Raw genomic sequence first — 19,039 nt, 5'->3', positions numbered from 1 at the left:
TGACCGATGAGGGTGCCCGATGCACCTGAAATCGTTGACGCTGCGCGGATTCAAGTCGTTCGCGTCGGCCACCAGCTTTGAGTTCGAACCGGGCATCACCTGCATCGTGGGGCCGAACGGTTCGGGCAAGTCCAACGTCGTCGACGCGCTCAGTTGGGTGATGGGGGAGCAGGGGGCCAAGTCACTGCGCGGCGGCAAGATGGAGGACGTCATCTTTGCGGGCACCTCGGGCCGTGCCCCGCTGGGCCGCGCCGAGGTGGTCCTCACCATTGACAACTCCGACAATGCGCTGCCGATCGACTACACCGAGGTGACGATCTCGCGGACCATGTTCCGCAACGGCGGCTCCGAGTACGCCATCAACGGCAACCCGGCCCGACTCCTCGACGTGCAGGACCTGCTGTCGGACTCCGGCATCGGCCGAGAGATGCACGTCATCGTCGGGCAGGGGCAGCTCGACTCGATCCTGCAAGCCACCCCCGAGGGCCGCCGGGGCTTTGTGGAGGAGGCCGCTGGCGTACTCAAGCACCGCAAGCGCAAGGAGAAGGCGCTGCGCAAGCTCGAGGCAACCGAGGGCAACCTGCATCGGCTGGAGGATCTGGTCCAGGAGATCCGCCGACAGCTCAAACCGCTGGGTCGGCAGGCCGAGGTGGCCCGCAAGGCTGCCGTGATCCAGGCGGAGGCCCGCGACGCCCGGGCCCGGTTGCTCGCCGACGACCTGGTCCAGGCGCAGTTGTCGCTGGCGGCCGACTTGGCCGACGAGCGCGAACTGGAGCGACAGCAAGCCGCAGCCGCCGCTGCCGCCCAGGCCGCCAGGGAGGGCGAAGCCGCCGCCGAACAGGCCGTCGCTGAGCATCGTCCGGCACTGCAGCAGGCAGCCGACACCTGGTATGCCCTGGCTGGGCTCACCGAACGGGCCAGCGCCACCGCCGCCATCGCCCAGGAACGCATCCGGCACGCCAAGAACCAGCCCACCGAGGAACGACGCGGCAAGAGCCCCGACGAACTTCTGGCCGAGGCTGACCAGATCGGCAAGGAAGAAGCCAAACTCACCGAGCAGGTGGGACAGCGACGCGAGACGCTGACCACCGCCAGCGAGGAACGGGCTGCGGCCGAGGCCACTGCTCAAGCCGAGGCGAAGGCGTACAGCGCGCAGCTGCGGGCGGTCGCGGACCGGCGCGAGGGTCTGGCCAAACTCAAGGGTCAGGTCGGTTCGGCCGAGTCCCGCGCCGCTGCCGCCGACGAGGAGGTCGAGCGCCTGGAGGCTTCGCGCGCCGCCGCCCAGCAGCGTGCCCAGGAGGCCACCCGCCGCTTCCAGAGCCTCGAGACCAAGGTCGCGCAGTTCGATTCCGGTGAGTCCGACCTCGACGAGGAATGGGAGCGCGCCGAGGAAGCGGTCGGCGCCGCCGAGCAGGAGCTCACGAAGGTGCGGCAGCAGGAGAGCGAGCTGGACCGACGCCACGCCAGCCTGTCGGCGCGTCTGGAAGGCTTGCGGGCCGGCCTGGAACGCGGCCAGTCGGTCGACGTCCACGCGATGGACCTCGCGGCCGAGGTGCTCGGCCCGGTCACCGGCCGGATCACGGTCACCCCCGGCAACGAGGCCGCCGTGGCCGCGGCACTGGGGCCCTACGCCGAATCGGTCGCGGTCGGTGGCGTACGCGACGCGGCTGACATCATCGGCCAGTTGCGCGCCGGCGAACACGGCCGCACGGCCCTGCTGCTGGCCGGCGTCGAGGCCACGCCCGCACCGATCCAGGAGCTGCCGACAGGGGCCCGGCCCGCGATCGATCTGGTCAGTGCCGACGAATCAGTCCGCGGCGCCATCGCCTGGCTGCTGGCCAGCACTGTCGTGGTCGCCGACCTCGCGGCCGCCGGTGCCCTGGTCGCCGAACGCCCCGAACTCACCGCCGTCACCGCCGACGGTGACGTGCTCAGCGGGTACGCCGCCACCGGCGGCTCCGGCAGCGGGCCCAGCCTGATCGAGTTGCAGGCCGCCGTCGACGCCGCCCAGGCCGAGCAGACCACGGTGGAGCACGAGCGGGACCGGTCCCGATTCGACCTGTCGAAGGCCGAGGAGAAGCTGACCCGGGCCCAAGCAGCCGAGCAGGCGGCGCTGGCCAAGCTGCACGAGTCCGACGCGGAGATGGCCGCACTCGCCGAGCAGCTCGGTCAGGCTTCCCAGCAGGCCCGCTCGGCCACGGCCGAGGCGGACCGGTTGCAGGCCAGCATCGAGCAGGCCCGCCGGGCCGGCGAGGAGCATCGCACCAAACTCGCCGAGCTGACCGAGCGGTTGACACACGCCAGCGACGAGGACGTCAGCGACCCGGACCCGGCTGCCCGCGATGCCGCCGAGGCAGCCGAACGTCGTGCCCGCGGTCAGGAGATGGAGGCGCGGCTGGCGCTGCGCACGCTGGAGGAGCGGGTCCGCAGCCTCGCCGGTCGTGCGGGTGCGCTGCGGGATGCGGCTGCAGTGGAACGCAAGGCCCGCCACGAGGCCCAGGAGCGCCGGGCGCGCCTCAAGCGCGATGCCGACCGGGCCCGGGCCGTCGCCGCCGGCGTCGCGTGGCTGCAGGAACGGCTGACCCGATCCAGCGCCATCGCAGGCGAGCGACGGGCCACCCTGCAGGCCCAGGCCCAGGGTGCAGAAGAACAGCTGACCGCCGCCCGACAGGCGGTCCGGGACAGCAACGCGCGAGTCTCCGAACTGGCCGACGCAGCCCATCGCGACGAACTCGCCCGCCAGCAGCAACGGCTCCGGGTGGAGGCGCTGGCCGAGCGCGCGATGGAGGAACTGGGCCTGACCGCTGAGGTGCTGGCACAGGAGTACGGACCGGACCAGCTGGTGCCGGTACTCACCAGGCCCGACGGTTCGGCGCTCACCGACGAGGACGAGACACCCGAGCCGGTGCCCTTCGTCCGGGCTGAGCAGGAAAAGCGGTTCAAGCGGGCCGAACGCAACCTGCGCGAGCTCGGCAAGGTCAACCCGTTGGCCTTGGAGGAGTTCGACGCACTCAAGGAACGCCACCAGTTCCTCTCCGAACAGCTCGCCGACCTGACCCGGACCCGGCAGGACCTGCTCGACATCGTCACCGAGGTCGACCGGCGCGTGGAGCAGGTCTTCGCCGAGGCGTACGCCGATGTGGAGAAGGCGTTCAACCACGTCTTCGCCCGGCTCTTTCCCGGCGGCGAGGGCCGGCTGGTGCTGACCGAACCGGGTCAATGGTTGACGACCGGTATCGAGGTGGAAGCACGCCCACCCGGCAAGAAGATCAAGCGGCTGTCGCTGCTGTCCGGTGGTGAGCGATCCCTGGTGGCGGTCGCCTTCCTGGTGTCGCTGTTCATGGCCCGTCCGAGCCCCTTCTACATCCTCGACGAGGTCGAGGCGGCGCTGGACGACGTCAATCTGGGCCGGCTGCTGGACATCTACACCGAACTGCGCGAGTCGAGTCAGCTGCTGGTCATCACCCACCAGAAGCGCACCATGGAAATCGCCGACGCTCTGTACGGCGTCACGATGCGCGGGGACGGCGTCACCACCGTCATCTCGCAGAAGCTGCCGCACGACCAGACCGCTGTCGACTGACACCTCTCCCGCGACCAGCACCCACGACCAGAACCGCGTGACTAGGATGCCCGCGTGGATACTTTGCTCTTCCTCCTGATCCTTGCCGGCGTCATCCTCACAATCGGCGTGGCGACCATCGTCGTCGTCAGCAGCCGCCGATCGATCAGCCGAGGCAAGGACCGTGACCAGCTCGAGCAGGGCACCGGCGCCGGCCCGTCGGTCGCCGAGCCCGGTACGCCGGAGGTCCCGGTCACCGCGCCCGAGCCGGCGGAGGTGCCGGCCGAGTCCACTCCCGAACTTGACCGCCCGGAGCCCGTGCGGTCCCGACTGGGTCGGCTGCGTCACAAGCTGGCCGGCTCCAACAATCCGCTGGCGCGTGGGCTGCTCAACCTGATCTCGAGCGACCAGCTCGACGAGAACGACTGGGAGGATTTGGAAACTGTCCTGATCAGCTCCGACCTCGGCGTGGGCCCGGCCACCGAACTCGTGGACAACCTGCGCACCCGGCTGCGAGTCGATGGATCCGGCGACGCAGCCAAGGCCCGTGAGGTGCTGCGCGAGGAGCTGCTGAAGCTGGTCGACCCGAGCATGGACCGCAGCTTGGCGCTGGAACGCAGCGGCGACAATCCGGCTGTGGTGATGGTGGTCGGCGTCAACGGCACCGGCAAGACCACCACCGTCGGCAAGCTGGCCCGGGTGCTGGTGGCTGAGGAGAAGGACGTGCTGCTGGGTGCAGCCGACACCTTCCGGGCTGCCGCCGCCGAACAGCTGGAGACTTGGGGCGCCCGCGTCGGCGTCCCCACGGTACGCAAGGACGAGGGCACCGACCCGGCCTCGGTCGCCTTCGATGCGGTGGCCGCTGGCATCGACCAGGAGGTCGACGTCGTCATCGTCGACACTGCGGGCCGACTGCACACCAAGACCGGCCTGATGGACGAGCTCGGCAAGGTCAAGCGGGTGATGGAGAAGAAGGCGCCGGTCACCGAGGTGTTGCTGGTGCTGGATGCCACCACCGGCCAGAACGGCCTCACCCAGGCCCGGATCTTCGCTGAGGTCGTCAACGTCACCGGCATCGTGCTGACCAAGCTCGATGGATCGGCCAAGGGCGGCATCGTGGTGCAGGTGCAGCGCGAACTCGGCGTACCGGTGAAGCTCATCGGTCTGGGCGAGGGCCCCGACGATCTGGCTCCGTTTGAGCCGGAAGGCTTCGTGGACGCGCTGCTCAGCGAGAACTGATCGCGTCCGAGCCCACAGCCGACGGCCCCTGATGTGACCCTCAGGTGAACAAGTGGCGGAAACGATCGCGCGCCGGTCACATGAGGGCTAGGTTGAGCGCGTGAGCAGCACCAACCCGTACCTGCCTGAGCAGCCCGCCGCCGATCCGTACGCGCCCGACGCCGGGACGTTGCCGGACGGCACCCCGGCCGGAACCCTCGCGACCCGGCCGGCACCGAAGTGGAAGGTGGTCAGCTGGGGGCTGTGGGACTGGAGCACCCAGCCCTTCGCCACCGTCATCACGACCTTCGTTTTTTCGGTCTACCTGACGTCGTCGACCTTCGGGCCGGAGAACCAGGTCAACATGACCTACGGCATCGGGATGGCGGTCGCAGGCGTCCTGATCGCCTTGCTGGCGCCGGTGCTGGGCCAGGGGGCGGACCGATCCGGCCGTCGGATGCGCTACCTGCTCATCCAGACCCTCCTGCTGGCCGCGGTCTCGGCCAGCCTGTGGTTCGTCGCACCGGCACCGGAGTACTTCATCCTGGGCCTGGTGCTGCTGGGCGTCGGCAATGTCATCGCCGAGATCGCCAACGTCAACTACTACGCCTCGATCGAGAAGGTCGCCACCCCGGCAACGGTTGGTCGGGTCTCGGGCCTGGGCTGGGGACTGGGCTACCTCGGCGGCATCTGCATCCTGCTGCTCATCGTCGCCATTCGGGGCATGGACTTCGGCCCCGACGACGTCCGCTTCGCGATGCTGCTGTGCGGCGCTTGGACCGTGGTCTTCTGCATCCCGCTGTTCATTGCGCTGCGCGACACCGGCGTCCGCACCGGGGAACCGCTTGGTGTCCTCGGGTCCTACCGCGAGCTGTTCCGTAGCCTGAAGGACCTGTGGCGTACGTCTCCGGAGACCTTGAAGTTTCTGATCGCCTCGGCGCTGTTCCGCGACGGTCTGGCCGGCGTTTTCACCTATGGGGCCGTGCTGGCCAGCGTCACCTTCGGCTTCAGTTTCGCAGAGGTGATCATCTTCGGCGTCGCGGCCAACCTGGTCGCCGGTGTCGCGACCATGGGATTCGGCCTGCTCGATGACCGGATCGGCCCCAAGGCGGTGATGGTGATCTCGCTGTCGGCGCTGGTGCTCCTGGGGCTGGGCGTGTTCATCTTCCATGACGCCGGCACCGGGGTGTTCTGGGGTCTGGGGCTGGCCCTGTGCCTCTTTGTCGGGCCGACCCAGTCCGCGAGCCGGTCCTTCCTGGCGCGCGCCACGCCGCAGGGCAAGGCCGGCGAGATCTTCGGCCTGTACGCCACCACCGGCCGCGCGGTGTCGTTCTTGTCCTCGGCGGCCTGGGTCGGCTTCATCGGCCTGGGCGCCTGGCTGACGGGGCAGCAGGAGACCCAGTACTTCGGGATTCTCGGCATCGTGCTGGTGCTGGCCATCGGTCTGGTCGCGTTGCTGTTCGTACGCGAGGACCGCGGCACCCTCAGGGTCTGAGTCTGGTGGGTGTCTGATCAGGGGGTGCGTGTGATCAAACGACGTGCCCGCGTGGCTGGGGTTGACGCCCGGCGTACGTGAGTCCCCGCAGGGCCACCTCGGCCGGACCGCGTTTGCCGGCACGGGCCAGCAACCAGCACAGCACCACCGAGACCGCCCAGACCAGGATCGCGATGCCGGCCGCGGCCGTGGTGCCGATCAGCCCGCCGAGCCCGAAACCCCAGGCACACATCAGCGGCGCGAAGCAGACCGACTGGAAGAGGTAGGCCGACAGTGAGCGCTGTCCGACCGCTTCGACAGCGTCCACGACGATGCCGCGTTCGGCGCGCCGACTGATGGCCACGGCGATCAGACCGAACAGTGCCGCGTACCCCAACCCGGCGAACAGGCCGGTCACCTGCTGCACGCCGATCAACATCCAGCTGATCTCGACCGGGATGGGGAGGACACCGACCTGGGCCAGTGCCTCGGGCAGCCCCCCGATCCAGCCGGTGGCGATGCCGCCGATGGCCCAGACCCGCAACGTACGCACGTGGTCCTGCGGGCGGTCCAGCAGACCCTTGCGCGCGGCCAGCCAGCCCGACATCAGCGCGACCGCGACGGTGCCACCGAAGATCGAACCCAGGGTCGGGAAGAGCCACGTCGACAGTCGCGCGCCGATCGAGGCGAGATAGTTCGGCTCGGCATTGGGTGCCTTGGTGTCGAACATTGGGAAGGCGCCGGCCGAGGCCATCGCCTCGGGAACCAGGAGCAGCATGATCCCGCTGGCGAGACTGAACACAGCGAACAGCACCGCCAGTCCGAAGATGACTCCGCGCGCGATCCTGATGACCTTGTCGGAGCGCCGGAAGAAAAGCGGGCCGAGCACCAGAGCGAGGATGGCGTAGGTGCCGAGCACATCGCCGAAGAACAGCAGTGCGGCGTGCACCAGGCCGAAGAGCAACATGCCCCAGTGACGCCGTGACAGCATGCCGCTGATCTGTGGTCGGTCGAAACCGCGCCGCTCGCGGCTGTTGACGAACTGGACCATGCCGTAGCCGAACAGGAAGGCGAACATCGGCAGCGCCCGCATGTCGATGGTGACCAACATCACGAACTGGATGACGGCATCGACGCCGGTCGGGTCGAGTGGGTGAGCCATAGTCATGCCCGAGGGGCGGCCCCAGATGAACCAGGGAATGTTGGCCAGGCCAATCAGCAGCAGCATCACACCACGGGCCAGATCCGGTGCGAGCGCGCGGGCGGGCGGAGGCGATTGGGTCGACATGGAAGAACGGTAAACGTTCACGGGGCCGGCGGCATGCTGTCCAGTCCGGGGCAGCGGTGGGGCTGGAGTAGGCTGGTGTGCCTCAGTGCACCGACGAAGGATCCAGCGTGTTCAACACCCTCCAGGACCGGCTCGCCGCGACGTTCAAGTCCCTGCGCGGTAAAGGTCGATTGACCGATGCTGACATCGACGCGACGGCTCGTGAGATCCGCATCGCGCTGCTCGAGGCCGACGTCAACCTTGGGGTCGTCAAGGACTTCATCGCCAAGGTGAAGGAACGGGCCCGGGAGGCCGAGGTCTCCGCTGCACTCAACCCGGCCCAGCAGATCGTCAAGATCGTCAACGAGGAACTGGTCCAGATCCTCGGCGGCGAGACCCGCAACCTGCGGTTTGCGAAGCGGCCGCCCACCATCATCATGCTGGCGGGTCTGCAGGGTGCTGGTAAGACCACCCTTGCCGGCAAGCTGGCGATGTGGCTGAAGGGCCAGGGTCACAGTCCGCTGCTTGCGGCCTGTGACCTGCAGCGTCCCAACGCGGTGAACCAGCTGCAGATCGTGGGTCAGCGTGCCGGCGTACAGACCTTCGCACCTGAGCCCGGCAACGGCGTCGGCGATCCGGTGGCGGTGGCGCGGCAGGCAGTGACGGAGGCGGAACGGTCGCTGCACGACGTGCTCATCATCGACACCGCGGGCCGGCTCGGCATTGATGCCGAACTGATGCAGCAGGCCGCCGACATCCGCGAGGCGACCAGCCCGGACGAGGTGCTCTTCGTCGTCGACGCGATGATCGGTCAGGACGCAGTCAACACGGCCAAGGCCTTCGGTGACGGCGTCGGTTTCGACGGCGTTGTGCTCACCAAGCTGGACGGTGACGCCCGTGGTGGTGCGGCGCTGTCGATCGCTCGGGTCACCGGCAAGCCGATCATGTTCGCCTCCAACGGCGAGAAGCTCACCGACTTCGATGTCTTCCATCCCGACCGGATGGCCGGCCGAATCCTCGACATGGGCGACATGCTCACGCTGATCGAGCAGGCAGAGCGGACCTTCGACGCCGAGCAGTCTCAGAAGGCCGCCGAGAAGTTGATGACCGGCGGCGGCAAGGAGTTCGGTCTGGCCGACTTCCTGCAGCAGATGCAGGCGGTCCGCAAGATGGGGCCGCTGTCAAAGATCTTCGGGATGCTGCCCGGAATGGGTCAGTTCAAGGACCAGATCGAAAACATCGACGAGAAGGAGATCGACCGCATCGAGGCGATCATCCACTCGATGACCCCGGCCGAGCGCGACAACCCCAAGATCCTCAACGGGTCCCGCCGGGCTCGGATCGCCAAGGGTTCCGGGGTCGAGGTCAGCGACGTCAACTCGCTGGTGAACCGCTTCTTCGATGCCCGCAAGATGATGTCCTCCCTTGCCGGTGGCGGTGGCATGCCCGGGATGCCCGGCATGCCAGGGATGCCCGGTGGCGGTGCTCCCGGCGGCGGGCGGGGCGCCAAGCCGGGCAAGCGCGTCACCCAGCAGCGCAAGAAGAACCAGAAGGGCAAGCGGGCCAAGGCCAAGCCGGCACCCCAGCGGCAGGAGACCCCGGCCGGGTTCGATCCCTCGCAGCTGGGCAACCTGGATCCGAGCAGCTTCCAGTTGCCGCCGGAGTTGCAGAAGATGCTTGACCAGCAGAACAAGCGCTGACCGATGGTTGAGTCGTTGCGGATCCGGGGCCGGCTCACCGACAGTGGCGAGCCAGCCGCGCTCTGGCTCGACGGCGGCAGGATTGGCTCAGAGCCCGTGCGCGGTGCCCGGGACCTGCCCGGACAGTGGTGGATCAGCCCCGGGCTGGTCGACGCCCACTGCCACATCGGGCTCGCCGGCGGTGGCCGGGTGGACGCGGCCACCGTCAAGACCCAAGCGGAGACCGAACTCGCTGCCGGTGTGACCTTTTTGCGGGATGCCGGATCGCCCGCCCCGACGGCCTGGGTGAGTGGTCGCACCGGAATGCCCACGATCATCCGGGCCGGTCGGCACATCGCCCGCCCCAAGCGCTACCTGCGCCATTTCGGCGCCGAGGTTCAACCCGAAGACCTGGTCGCGGAGGTGGAACGTCAGGTTGCCAACGGTGATGGCTGGATCAAGCTGGTGGGGGACTGGATCGACCGTGAGGTCGGCGACCTGACTCCGCTGTGGCCCATCGACATCGCGACGGCGGCGATCGACCGTGCCCACGAACTGGGCGCCAAGGTGACTGCACACTGTTTCTCCGAACAGTCGGTGCAGGAGCTGGTCCGGGCTGGCTTGGACTGTGTCGAACATGGCACCGGTCTGGATGCCGAGACCATCGAACTGATGGCCAGTCGCAGCGTCGCCCTGGTGCCCACGATGGCCAATCTGGAGAACTTCCCGGACATTGCCGCCTCCGGGGAAGCGAAGTTTCCGACCTATGCGGCCCACATGCGTGCCCTGTTCGACAGCCGACTGCAGGTGATCGGCCAGGCCGTGGAGGCCGGGGTGCAGGTGTATGCCGGCACCGACGCGGGCGGCGTGATGCCGCACGGCCTGATCGCCCGCGAGGTGGAGCTGATGGCCAGCGTGATGGGCGCTGAGGCGGCCGTGGCAGCGGCCAGCTGGCAGGCGCGGACCTGGCTCGGTGCCCCTGGGCTGGCAGCCGGCGACCCCGCCGATCTGGTGCTGTACGCCGACGATCCCCGACAGGACCCGAGGGTGCTGCGGGACCCGGCGTACGTGATCGTCGATGGTCTGGTGGTGGCGGGCAGCCAGCTGCGTTGGTGACTGCGGCCGAGATCTGGCAAAATGGCGCGGGTATGTGCCGCGGTGCCCTCTCAACGCCGACGGGACACCCACCCGGAAAGTTGCCTTCGTGCCCCACACGAGGGAGCCTTCCATCCATCGCTCCGGGCGTACGTCCGGACACCCTTACAGGAGATTTCACACACGTGGCCACCAAGATTCGACTCAAGCGGCTCGGCAAGATCCGTACCCCGCACTACCGCATCGTCGTGATGGACTCGCGCGCCAAGCGTGACGGTCGCGCGATCGAGGAGATCGGTCAGTACCACCCCAAGAACGACCCGTCGATCATCAAGGTCGATTCCGAGCGCGCTCAGTACTGGCTCTCGGTCGGCGCCCAGCCCACCGAGGCGGTCGTGGCGATCCTCAAGCGCACTGGTGACTGGCAGAAGTTCAGCGGCGACGACTCGCCGTCGGGCATCGACGAGCAGCCGGCGCCGGCCGACAAGCTCGCGGCGTACAACCGCGCTCTGGCCGACACCAGCGACGCCCCGCAGGTCGCCGCCTTCAGCGCCAAGAAGAAGGCCGATGAGGAAGCCCCCAAGGCCGAGGAGAAGGCTGACGAGGCCGCTGCCGAGGACCAGGCTGAGGACGCCGGTGCCGAAGACAAGGCCGACGAGGACAAGGCGGAAGCCTGATGCTCGCCGATGCGCTCGAGCACCTCGTCCGGGGCATCGTGACCAACCCCGACGATGTCCGTGTGCGCGACAAGGATCTGCGCCGCGGCCGGATGCTCGAGGTGCGCGTGCACCCCAGCGATGTCGGCAAGGTGATCGGCCGTCAGGGTCGCACCGCCCGCGCGCTGCGCACCGTGGTGTCCGCGCTGGCCGGTCGTGAGAGCATCCGCGTCGATTTTGTCGACGTGGATCAGCGCGGCCGCCGCTGAGCGTGGCCGATTCGAACGGGTCCCGGGCAGACGAACGACGCGTCGGCTCGATTGGGCGGGCCCACGGCGTACGCGGTGAGGTGGCTGTGATGCCACTCACCGATGAACCGGATCTCCGGTTTGCCGTGGGTGCCGCCCTTTCCGTTGCTCCGGCACAGGGGACACAACGACAGGCAGGCCTGCCGAGCCGCCTCACCGTCGACCGCACTCGTTGGCACCAAGGCAAGCTGCTGGTGACCTTCGCCGAGATCGTCGACCGAACCATGGCCGAAGCGTTGCGGGGGTGGCTGCTGACTGCCCAGGTTGACCTTCACGAGGCGCCGCCGGCCGAGGGCGAGTATTGGGACCGGTCGCTGATCGGTCTGGAGGTACGGGACCACACCGGCTCCGTGGTCGGCTCCATCGCCGACGTCGAGCACGGCCCGGCCCAGGACCTGCTGGTGGTCAGGACCGCCATCGATCAACGGTGGGTGCCGTTCGTCGAGGCCCTGGTCCCGGTGGTTGACCTCGAGCACGGCTTCGTTCAGGTCGCCGACGTCGGCGGCCTGGTGAGCGGGGAGCCCGAATGAGCCTCCGGCTCGACATCGTCTCGATCTTTCCCGAGTACCTCGATGTGCTCGGCCTGTCGCTGGTCGGCAAGGCGATCCGCTCCGGCCTCGTCGACATCGCGGTCCATGACCTGCGGCAGTGGACCCATGACCGTCATCGGACCGTGGACGACACCCCCTACGGTGGCGGTGCCGGCATGGTGATGCGCCCAGAACCTTGGGGTGAGGCTCTCGACGCGCTGATCCCGGAGGGTGCCGCACCGACGCTGATCGTGCCGACCCCGTCCGGGCAGCCCTTCACCCAGCAACTGGCCGCCGATCTGGCCCAGGAATCCCACCTGATCTTTGCCTGCGGTCGATACGAGGGCATCGATGCCCGGGTCATCGACCACGCCGCCACCCGGGTGCCGGTCACCGAGGTCAGCCTGGGGGACTACGTACTCAACGGTGGGGAGGTGGCGGCTCTGGTCATCACCGAAGCGGTGGTACGCCTGCTGCCGGGTGTCCTGGGCAACCCCGAGTCGCTCGCCGAGGAGTCCCATTCCGGTGAGTTGGAGCATCTGCTGGAGTATCCGGTCTTCACCAAGCCGGCCCGGTGGCGGGGTCTCGAGGTTCCTGAGGTGCTGCTGTCGGGCAACCACGCCCTGATCGCGGCCTGGCGGAGAGATCAGGCGCTGGCTCGGACCCGGGAGCGGCGTCCGGACCTGCTGTCGGAGTGAGCCGCACTTCTGCCCACCGAAACAAATGGACGCGTCACCCAGCTTCTGGGGATTCGAGATGTGGCCGCGCCACGGTCTAGGCTCGAGACGATTCATGTCCAAATGAAGGTGGGAAGTGATGGGGAAATCCTCCAACCGTTGGCGTGGGCTCGTCGGCGCATGCCTTGCTCTGGCGCTGGTCCTTGCTGGTTGCGGCTCGACGCCCGGCGGCGGCGGCGACACCGGCGGGGATGGCGGTAATTCCGGCAACGGAGATCCGGTGCCGCCGCCGGCAGTCCCTGCTGACCTGGATCGAAGCTTGGTGCCCGACGTGCGCGACGCAACCTTGGCCGCGGAGGAACTGGGAGTGACGGCCGCAGTGCCCGAGGTGCCGGGGCTGCCGGCGCTCACCTCGGCGGTCGGCATCGTGCGAGCGAAGTTGCTGCGCAACGCTGCCGCTGCGGGGCTGCCGTCCAACCTCACCTGGCAGCTGACCTCATCCGGTCCAGGCGTCATCGGTGTGCTGTTGAGCAACGACAGCGGCGACCGCAAGGAGTATGCCTCGCTCTGGTTCGATGCGGCGACGGGACGGGCGTACAGCTCCCAGGCGCTGATCGGCCCCGAAAAGTGGGACGAATTCAAGAATCTCGTGGTGCGCGCTCTGGCCGAAGCGCGACTGGACAGCATCTCCATGGCGCAATCGCTGGGGGAGCCCGCCGCGCCCTACGGCCGCGCCCCGGTGATGTCCTTCAGCCCGGAGGGCGACTTGGTCGTCCGTGTCGGAGGTGACCTCGCTCCCGAGGGAGCGCAGGGATCGATCCCGGCCGCCGAGGTGCAGCCGTTGCTGTCCTCGCTCGGGGTCGCTGCGCAGCGTGGGGCCAGTGATCCGCAGCCGTTCAGCGGTCAACCGCCCGCCGACCAGACCGGCCCGGGTGCCCAGCAACTGCCCGCGGATGCGCCGACGCCGACAGCAGACCCGAACCGGGAGACCCGCCCCTCCATCAAGCCCGGTCCCGACTGCGACCAGCTCAACTGCGTCGCGGTGACCTTTGATGACGGACCCGGTCCGCGTACGCGCGGCGTGCGTGATGCGTTCATTGACGCCGGCATGGCGACCACCTTCTTCGAGCTCGGCCAGCAAGTCGACAAGCACCCCGAGGTGACCGCAATGCTGGTCGCCAGTGGCATGGAGGTGGGCACCCATTCCTGGAGCCATCCCGTGCTGCCGAAGCTGTCCGATGCCAAGCTCGACAAGGAGCTCGACGACACCCTGACCGCGATCCGCGACGCCACCGGCGGCTACAACTCGCCGGTGATGCGGCCGCCTTACGGATCCGGTTCCTCTGACCTCCGTGAGGCCGTCGGCGCGCGCGGGGAGGCGATCATCCTGTGGTCGGTCGACACCAATGACTGGCAGACCAAGTCCACCGACGCGACCGTGCAGCAGGTCGGCCGGGCCCATCCCGGTTCGATCATTCTGATGCACGACATCCACGACTTCACCGTTGATGCGGTGCCGATGATGCTCGAGCAGGCCAAGGAGAACGACGTCACCTTCGTGACTGTCTCCGAGCTGCTGGGTGAGACCGAGCCGGGAGTGGTCTACTGCTCCCAGCGCTCCATCGGTGATGACTGCCGATCATGGTGAGTCGGGTCCGGCGTCGCGGTAGCGGGCTGATCGCGGCCCTGCTGGCAGCCGTCCTGTTGGCCGGCTGCGGTTCCCAGGAGCTCGCCCAAGGGCCGACCAGTCCGGGAGCCCGTACCTCGGCCGCGCCCAGCACCGCCTCGCCGTCGCCTACGCCGAGTCCGACTCCCACGCCCACTCCGACCCCCATGCCAACCCCGACCCCCACGCCGACGCCGACTCCCACGCCGACGCCCACCCCGTCCGGGAGCGCCTCGCCGACCGGTGACGCTCCCAAGCCCGGGTCGGCCTGCGTCGCGCTCACCTTCGATGACGGGCCGGGGGAGTACACCTCCGAGTTGGTCGACATTCTGGCCAGCAAGGGTGTGCCTGCCACCTTCTTTGTGCTGGGTTCCAATGCCAAGGCCCATCCCGAGGTGCTCCAGAAGATCGCACGCACGGACGGTCTGGAGATCGGTAATCACAGTTGGAACCACCCGCAGTTGACGAAGCTGGGGGAAGCCAAGATCGCCAAGGAGTTGGGCGACACCAATGACGTGATCGAGCGGATCACCGGCCACCGTCCGAGCCTGATGCGACCTCCGTACGGGGCACGCAACAAGACCACCGACCGCGCTGCTGCCGACGAGGGTATGGCGGTGATCCTGTGGAGCGTGGACACGTTGGACTGGAAAACCCGCTCGAAGTCGGCCAACATCAAGGCAGCGACCCAGGCCCCGCCCGGGTCCATCATCCTCATGCACGACATCCACCGGCCCTCAGTGCAGGCGGTGCCCGAGATCATTGACCAGATGCGGGCCGAGGGTCACTGCTTCACCAACGTTTCCGGGCTCTACGATGCCGAACCGGGACACGTCTACACCGGGGAATGAGCCCGGCCGATCCACCCTCCTCACCGATTCAACCTCCAGTACGCGCCGAGAGGGGCAACCATGGCCAAGGAAATGGACTTTCTGCGAGGCGTCGACAAGCTCCACGCCTTCTACACCGAGAACGTACGCATGCTGGCCCACGCCTATGACCTCAGCGATGAGCAGGCCTCGATGTTGCTGGACCGGATGGGCTTCCACAACGTCGCGCGCAGCATCCTGCTGCCGGGTCGGGTCGACCCGATCGGAGACCTCGCCCGGGACACCGGCAAGGACGACGACGCCGGCTAATAACGCAACGCCAAGGTTGGCATTTTTGCCCCGGGGTAACGGTTTTCGAGAAATCCCTGTGACCTTGCTCACCTGCGGCGTCAGGACGTGCGCGGCAGCCGCTTCGGGCCTACAGTGTCCCCCGTGGCGACAGGAACTTTGACAACTCATCAACGGGCAGTCAGGTCCAGTGTGGCAATGAAGGCACTGATGGCGATCACCGGACTGATCCTCATCGGCTTCCTTCTGGGACACATGGCCGGCAACCTCAAGGCCCTGGCTGGACAGGACGCGTTCAACGAGTACTCGCACCATCTGCGGGTGTTCCTGTACCCGATCCTGCCCGAGAAGGCCTTCCTCTGGACCATCCGGATCGTGTTGCTGGCGGCTGTGCTGCTGCACATGTACTCCGCCGCAGTGCTGTCGGGGCGACTCACCAAACGGCGCGGCCCCGCGTACCAGCACAAGGCCCGGGTGCAGCAGTCCTACGCCTCCCGCACCATGCGCTGGGGTGGCGTGATCATCGCGCTGTTCGTGATCTTCCACATCCTTCACTTCACCGCCGAGATCATCACTCCCGGCTTCGAGGCTCCGACCGATCCGTTCAGCCGAGTCATCGGCAGCTTCGGCCTGTGGTGGGTGTTCGTCATCTACCTGATCGCCATGGTTGCGGTCTGCCTGCACGTGCAGCACGGCTTCTGGAGCGCCTTCGCCACGCTCGGCGCCAACGTCAGTCCGGGCGCCCGCAGGATCATCACGACCTGTGCGTGGGTGTGTGCCGCGCTGCTGTTCATCGGGTTCCTCATCCCGCCGACCCTCATCCTCACTGGAGTGATTGCACTGTGACTGAAACCGCGACCCAGGGCACCCCTGTGCAGGAGGATTCGCAGCCGACCGCTTCGGCCGAGTCGTACTACCTCGAAGGCCCGCAGATCCACGACACCAAGGCGCCGGCCGGGCCGATCGCCGGGAAGTGGAGCCAGCGCAAGTTTGACGCCCGGCTGGTCAACCCGGCCAACCGTCGCAAGCTGTCGGTCATCGTGGTCGGCACCGGTCTGGCCGGCGCCTCCGCCGGCGCGACTCTCGGCGAGGCCGGCTACCACGTGCAGTCCTTCTGCTACCAGGACAGCCCCCGTCGAGCCCACTCGATTGCGGCCCAGGGTGGCATCAACGCTGCCAAGAACTACCGCAACGACAACGACTCCACCCACCGGCTCTTCTATGACACCGTCAAGGGCGGTGACTACCGCAGCCGCGAGACCAACGTCTATCGACTGGCTGAGGTGAGCGCCAACATCATCGACCAGTGCGTCGCCCAGGGCGTCCCATTCGCCCGTGAGTATGGCGGTCTGCTGGACAACCGCTCCTTTGGTGGCGTCCAGGTGCAGCGCACCTTCTACGCCCGTGGTCAGACCGGCCAGCAGCTGCTCATTGGTGCCTACCAGGCGCTGGAGCGTCAGATCGCCGCCGGCACCGTGCAGATGCACACCCGCCACGAGATGCTCGAGCTGATCGTCGTGGGCGGCAAGGCCCGCGGCATCGTGACCCGCAACATGGTGACGGGTGCGGTGGAGAGCTGGATGGCCGACGCCGTGGTGCTGTGCACCGGCGGCTATGGCAACGTCTTCTTCCTCTCCACCAACGCCATGGGCTGCAACGTCACCGCGACCTGGCGAGCGCACCGCAAGGGCGCCCTGTTCGGCAACCCCTGCTACACGCAGATCCACCCGACCTGCATCCCGGTGCACGGCAGCAGCCAGTCCAAGCTGACCCTGATGTCGGAGTCGCTTCGCAATGACGGCCGGATCTGGGTGCCCAAGAATGTCGAGGACTGCACCAAGGACCCGCGCCAGATTCCCGAGGAGGACCGCGACTACTACCTGGAGCGGATCTATCCCGCCTTCGGCAACCTGGTGCCCCGTGACGTGGCCTCCCGGAATGCCAAGAACGTCTGCGACGAGGGCCGCGGCGTCGGTCCCGCGGTCGATGAGGTGCAGCCCGACGGGACCACCCGCAAGGTTCGCCGCGGCGTCTACCTCGACTTCGCCGAGGCGATCGAACGGCTCGGTCTGGCGGCGGTGAAGGCCAAGTACGGCAACTTGTTCGACATGTACCAACAGATCACCGCCGAGAACCCGTACGAGGTTCCGATGCGGATCTACCCGGCGGTGCACTACACCATGGGTGGGCTGTGGGTGGATTACGACCTGCAGTCCAGCATCCCGGGCCTGTTCGTGTGCGGTGAGGCCAACTTCTCCGACCACGGCGCCAACCGGCTCGGTGCTTCCGCGCTGATGCAGGGCCTGGCGGACGGCTACTTCGTGTTGCCGAACACCATCAACGACTACCTGGCCGACGGTCCCTTCGAGAAGGTCGACCCGCAGGCCCCCGAGGTCGTCGAGGCGATCACCGGCGTACGCGAGCGGGTCGAGAAGCTGCTGTCGATCAACGGTGAGCACACCGTGGATGAGATCCACAAGAAGCTCGGCAACATCATGTGGGAGTACTGCGGCATGGAGCGGACCGAGGAGGGCCTCAAGAAGGCTATCGGCATGATCCGCGAACTGCGCGAGGACTTCTGGACGAATGTGAAGGTCACCGGCAGCAACGAGGAGCTCAACCAGGCGCTGGAGCGGGCCGGCCGACTGGCCGACTTCCTCGAGCTGGGCGAGCTGATGTGCATCGACGCTCTGCATCGACGCGAATCGTGCGGCGGTCACTTCCGGGCTGAGAGCCAGACCCCGGACGGCGAGGCGCTGCGCCACGATGACGAGTTCGCCTATGTCGCGGCCTGGGAGTGGACCGGCGGCGACAAGCCGGTGCTGCACAAGGAGCCGCTGGAGTACGAGTACGTCGAGATGAAGCAACGGAGTTACAAGTGAACATCACCGTACGGGTATGGCGTCAGGCCAACGCCGAGGCCAAGGGCCACATGGCCTCCTACCAGGTCGCCGATGTGTCCGAGGAGATGTCCTTCCTCGAGATGCTCGACATGCTCAACGAGCAGCTCACCCACGCCGGTGAGGACCCGATCGCCTTCGACCACGACTGCCGTGAGGGCATCTGTGGTGCCTGTGGTGTGGTCATCAACGGCATTGCCCATGGCCCGCAGCAGACCACCACCTGCCAGCTGCACATGCGTTCTTTCGACGACGGCGCCGTGATCGACGTCGAGCCGTGGCGCGCCGGCGCCTTCCCGGTCATCAAGGACCTGGTGGTTGACCGCAGCGCCTTCGACCGGATCATCCAGGCCGGCGGCTTTGTGTCGGCCCCGACTGGCACCGCCCCCGATGCCCATGCGGCTCCGGTGGACAAGGACAAGGCGGACCGTGCCTTCGACGCGGCCACCTGCATCGGCTGTGGCGCCTGTGTCGCGGCCTGCCCGAACGGCTCCGGCATGCTCTTCACGGCCGCCAAGATCACGCACCTGGCGATGCTGCCCCAGGGCCAGCCCGAGCGGTACCGCCGGGTCAAGTCCATGGTGGCCCAGCACGACGAGGAGGGCTTCGGCAGCTGCACCAACATCGGTGAGTGCACCGCGGTCTGTCCCAAGGAGATCCCGCTGGACACCATCGGTCAGCTCAACCGGGACTTGGTCAGCTCGCTGTTCCGCAGCGCTGGCAAGTGACCTCAGCCACAACGGCCCGTGCAGCAGCACGGGCCGTTTTGGCATGTCGGGTGCGCGGGCGGTAATGTGAGCGGCTGGTATGACTGGCTCCTGCCACGGGGGGATCGTTCCAGTCAGCCGGGCTCCGCCTCCTTGGGTGGGCCACTCCGATCAGATGTGCG

The 19,039-nt window shown here is 67.7% G+C and carries 16 protein-coding genes; 15 read left to right on the top strand and 1 reads right to left on the bottom strand.

Translation table 11 applies throughout. The features are described 5' to 3' along the window. Positions 1-19 precede the first annotated feature (19 nt). From smc to CGZ91_RS08020, 3 genes are all read left to right on the top strand, one after another. Positions 20-3,583 (top strand): chromosome segregation protein SMC, encoded by a 3,564-nt coding sequence (smc, locus tag CGZ91_RS08030; RefSeq protein WP_094454003.1) that lies wholly within the window; start codon positions 20-22, stop codon positions 3,581-3,583. A 54-nt stretch (positions 3,584-3,637) separates the two neighbouring features. Continuing rightward, positions 3,638-4,801: a signal recognition particle-docking protein FtsY gene (gene ftsY / locus CGZ91_RS08025; RefSeq protein WP_094454001.1), complete on the top strand. Its 1,164-nt coding sequence runs from the start codon at positions 3,638-3,640 to the stop codon at positions 4,799-4,801. Positions 4,802-4,901: 100 nt separating this feature from the next. Next, positions 4,902-6,275, top strand: coding sequence for an MFS transporter (locus CGZ91_RS08020; protein ID WP_229116503.1), 1,374 nt, complete (start codon positions 4,902-4,904; stop codon positions 6,273-6,275). Positions 6,276-6,309: 34 nt separating this feature from the next. Here CGZ91_RS08020 and CGZ91_RS08015 read toward each other — a convergent pair whose 3' ends face one another. Further along, on the bottom strand, positions 6,310-7,542 hold the full coding sequence (locus CGZ91_RS08015; RefSeq protein WP_094453999.1) for a DUF418 domain-containing protein: 1,233 nt from the start codon (positions 7,540-7,542) through the stop codon (positions 6,310-6,312). 107 nt (positions 7,543-7,649) lie between these two features. On the opposite strand from CGZ91_RS08015, the gene ffh reads away from it, so the two are divergent. The 12 genes from ffh (at position 7,650) to CGZ91_RS07955 (ending at position 18,878) form a co-directional block, all read left to right on the top strand. Further along, the gene (ffh, locus tag CGZ91_RS08010; RefSeq protein WP_094453997.1) at positions 7,650-9,221 is read left to right on the top strand and encodes a signal recognition particle protein; all 1,572 of its coding nucleotides are present in this window, start codon (positions 7,650-7,652) and stop codon (positions 9,219-9,221) included. Between the two features lie 3 nt (positions 9,222-9,224). Further along, the gene (locus CGZ91_RS08005) at positions 9,225-10,316 is read left to right on the top strand and encodes an amidohydrolase family protein (protein ID WP_094453995.1); all 1,092 of its coding nucleotides are present in this window, start codon (positions 9,225-9,227) and stop codon (positions 10,314-10,316) included. Positions 10,317-10,480: 164 nt separating this feature from the next. After that, entirely contained in the window at positions 10,481-10,972 is a 492-nt protein-coding gene (gene rpsP, locus CGZ91_RS08000; protein WP_094453993.1) for a 30S ribosomal protein S16, read from the top strand. Continuing rightward, positions 10,972-11,220, top strand: a complete 249-nt coding sequence (locus tag CGZ91_RS07995) for an RNA-binding protein (protein WP_094450176.1) — start codon at positions 10,972-10,974, stop codon at positions 11,218-11,220. The genes rpsP and CGZ91_RS07995 overlap by 1 nt, the downstream gene beginning before the upstream one ends. Positions 11,221-11,222: 2 nt before the next feature. Then, positions 11,223-11,789, top strand: a complete 567-nt coding sequence (rimM, locus tag CGZ91_RS07990; protein WP_094453991.1) for a ribosome maturation factor RimM — start codon at positions 11,223-11,225, stop codon at positions 11,787-11,789. After that, positions 11,786-12,487 (top strand): tRNA (guanosine(37)-N1)-methyltransferase TrmD, encoded by a 702-nt coding sequence (gene trmD / locus CGZ91_RS07985; protein ID WP_094453989.1) that lies wholly within the window; start codon positions 11,786-11,788, stop codon positions 12,485-12,487. The genes rimM and trmD overlap by 4 nt, the downstream gene beginning before the upstream one ends. A gap of 118 nt (positions 12,488-12,605) precedes the next feature. Further along, a complete protein-coding gene (locus CGZ91_RS07980; protein WP_094453987.1) occupies positions 12,606-14,114 on the top strand; it encodes a polysaccharide deacetylase family protein in 1,509 nt (502 codons plus the stop codon). A 185-nt stretch (positions 14,115-14,299) separates the two neighbouring features. Then, positions 14,300-14,983: a polysaccharide deacetylase family protein gene (locus CGZ91_RS07975; RefSeq protein ID WP_179229274.1), complete on the top strand. Its 684-nt coding sequence runs from the start codon at positions 14,300-14,302 to the stop codon at positions 14,981-14,983. A 60-nt stretch (positions 14,984-15,043) separates the two neighbouring features. Next, positions 15,044-15,271, top strand: coding sequence for a hypothetical protein (locus CGZ91_RS07970; protein WP_094453983.1), 228 nt, complete (start codon positions 15,044-15,046; stop codon positions 15,269-15,271). A 189-nt stretch (positions 15,272-15,460) separates the two neighbouring features. Beyond that, the gene (locus CGZ91_RS07965; RefSeq protein WP_229116523.1) at positions 15,461-16,096 is read left to right on the top strand and encodes a succinate dehydrogenase cytochrome b subunit; all 636 of its coding nucleotides are present in this window, start codon (positions 15,461-15,463) and stop codon (positions 16,094-16,096) included. Between the two features lie 26 nt (positions 16,097-16,122). Further along, the gene (locus CGZ91_RS07960) at positions 16,123-18,132 is read left to right on the top strand and encodes a fumarate reductase/succinate dehydrogenase flavoprotein subunit (RefSeq protein WP_179229279.1); all 2,010 of its coding nucleotides are present in this window, start codon (positions 16,123-16,125) and stop codon (positions 18,130-18,132) included. Further along, on the top strand, positions 18,129-18,878 hold the full coding sequence (locus CGZ91_RS07955; RefSeq protein WP_094453981.1) for a succinate dehydrogenase/fumarate reductase iron-sulfur subunit: 750 nt from the start codon (positions 18,129-18,131) through the stop codon (positions 18,876-18,878). Before CGZ91_RS07960 ends, CGZ91_RS07955 begins: the two co-directional genes overlap by 4 nt. The last annotated feature ends 161 nt before the right edge of the window (positions 18,879-19,039 follow it).

The organism is Parenemella sanctibonifatiensis, from assembly GCF_002250565.1.
GTDB lineage: Bacteria > Actinomycetota > Actinomycetes > Propionibacteriales > Propionibacteriaceae > Parenemella > Parenemella sanctibonifatiensis.
This window is presented reverse-complemented; position numbering and strand designations above follow the sequence as displayed.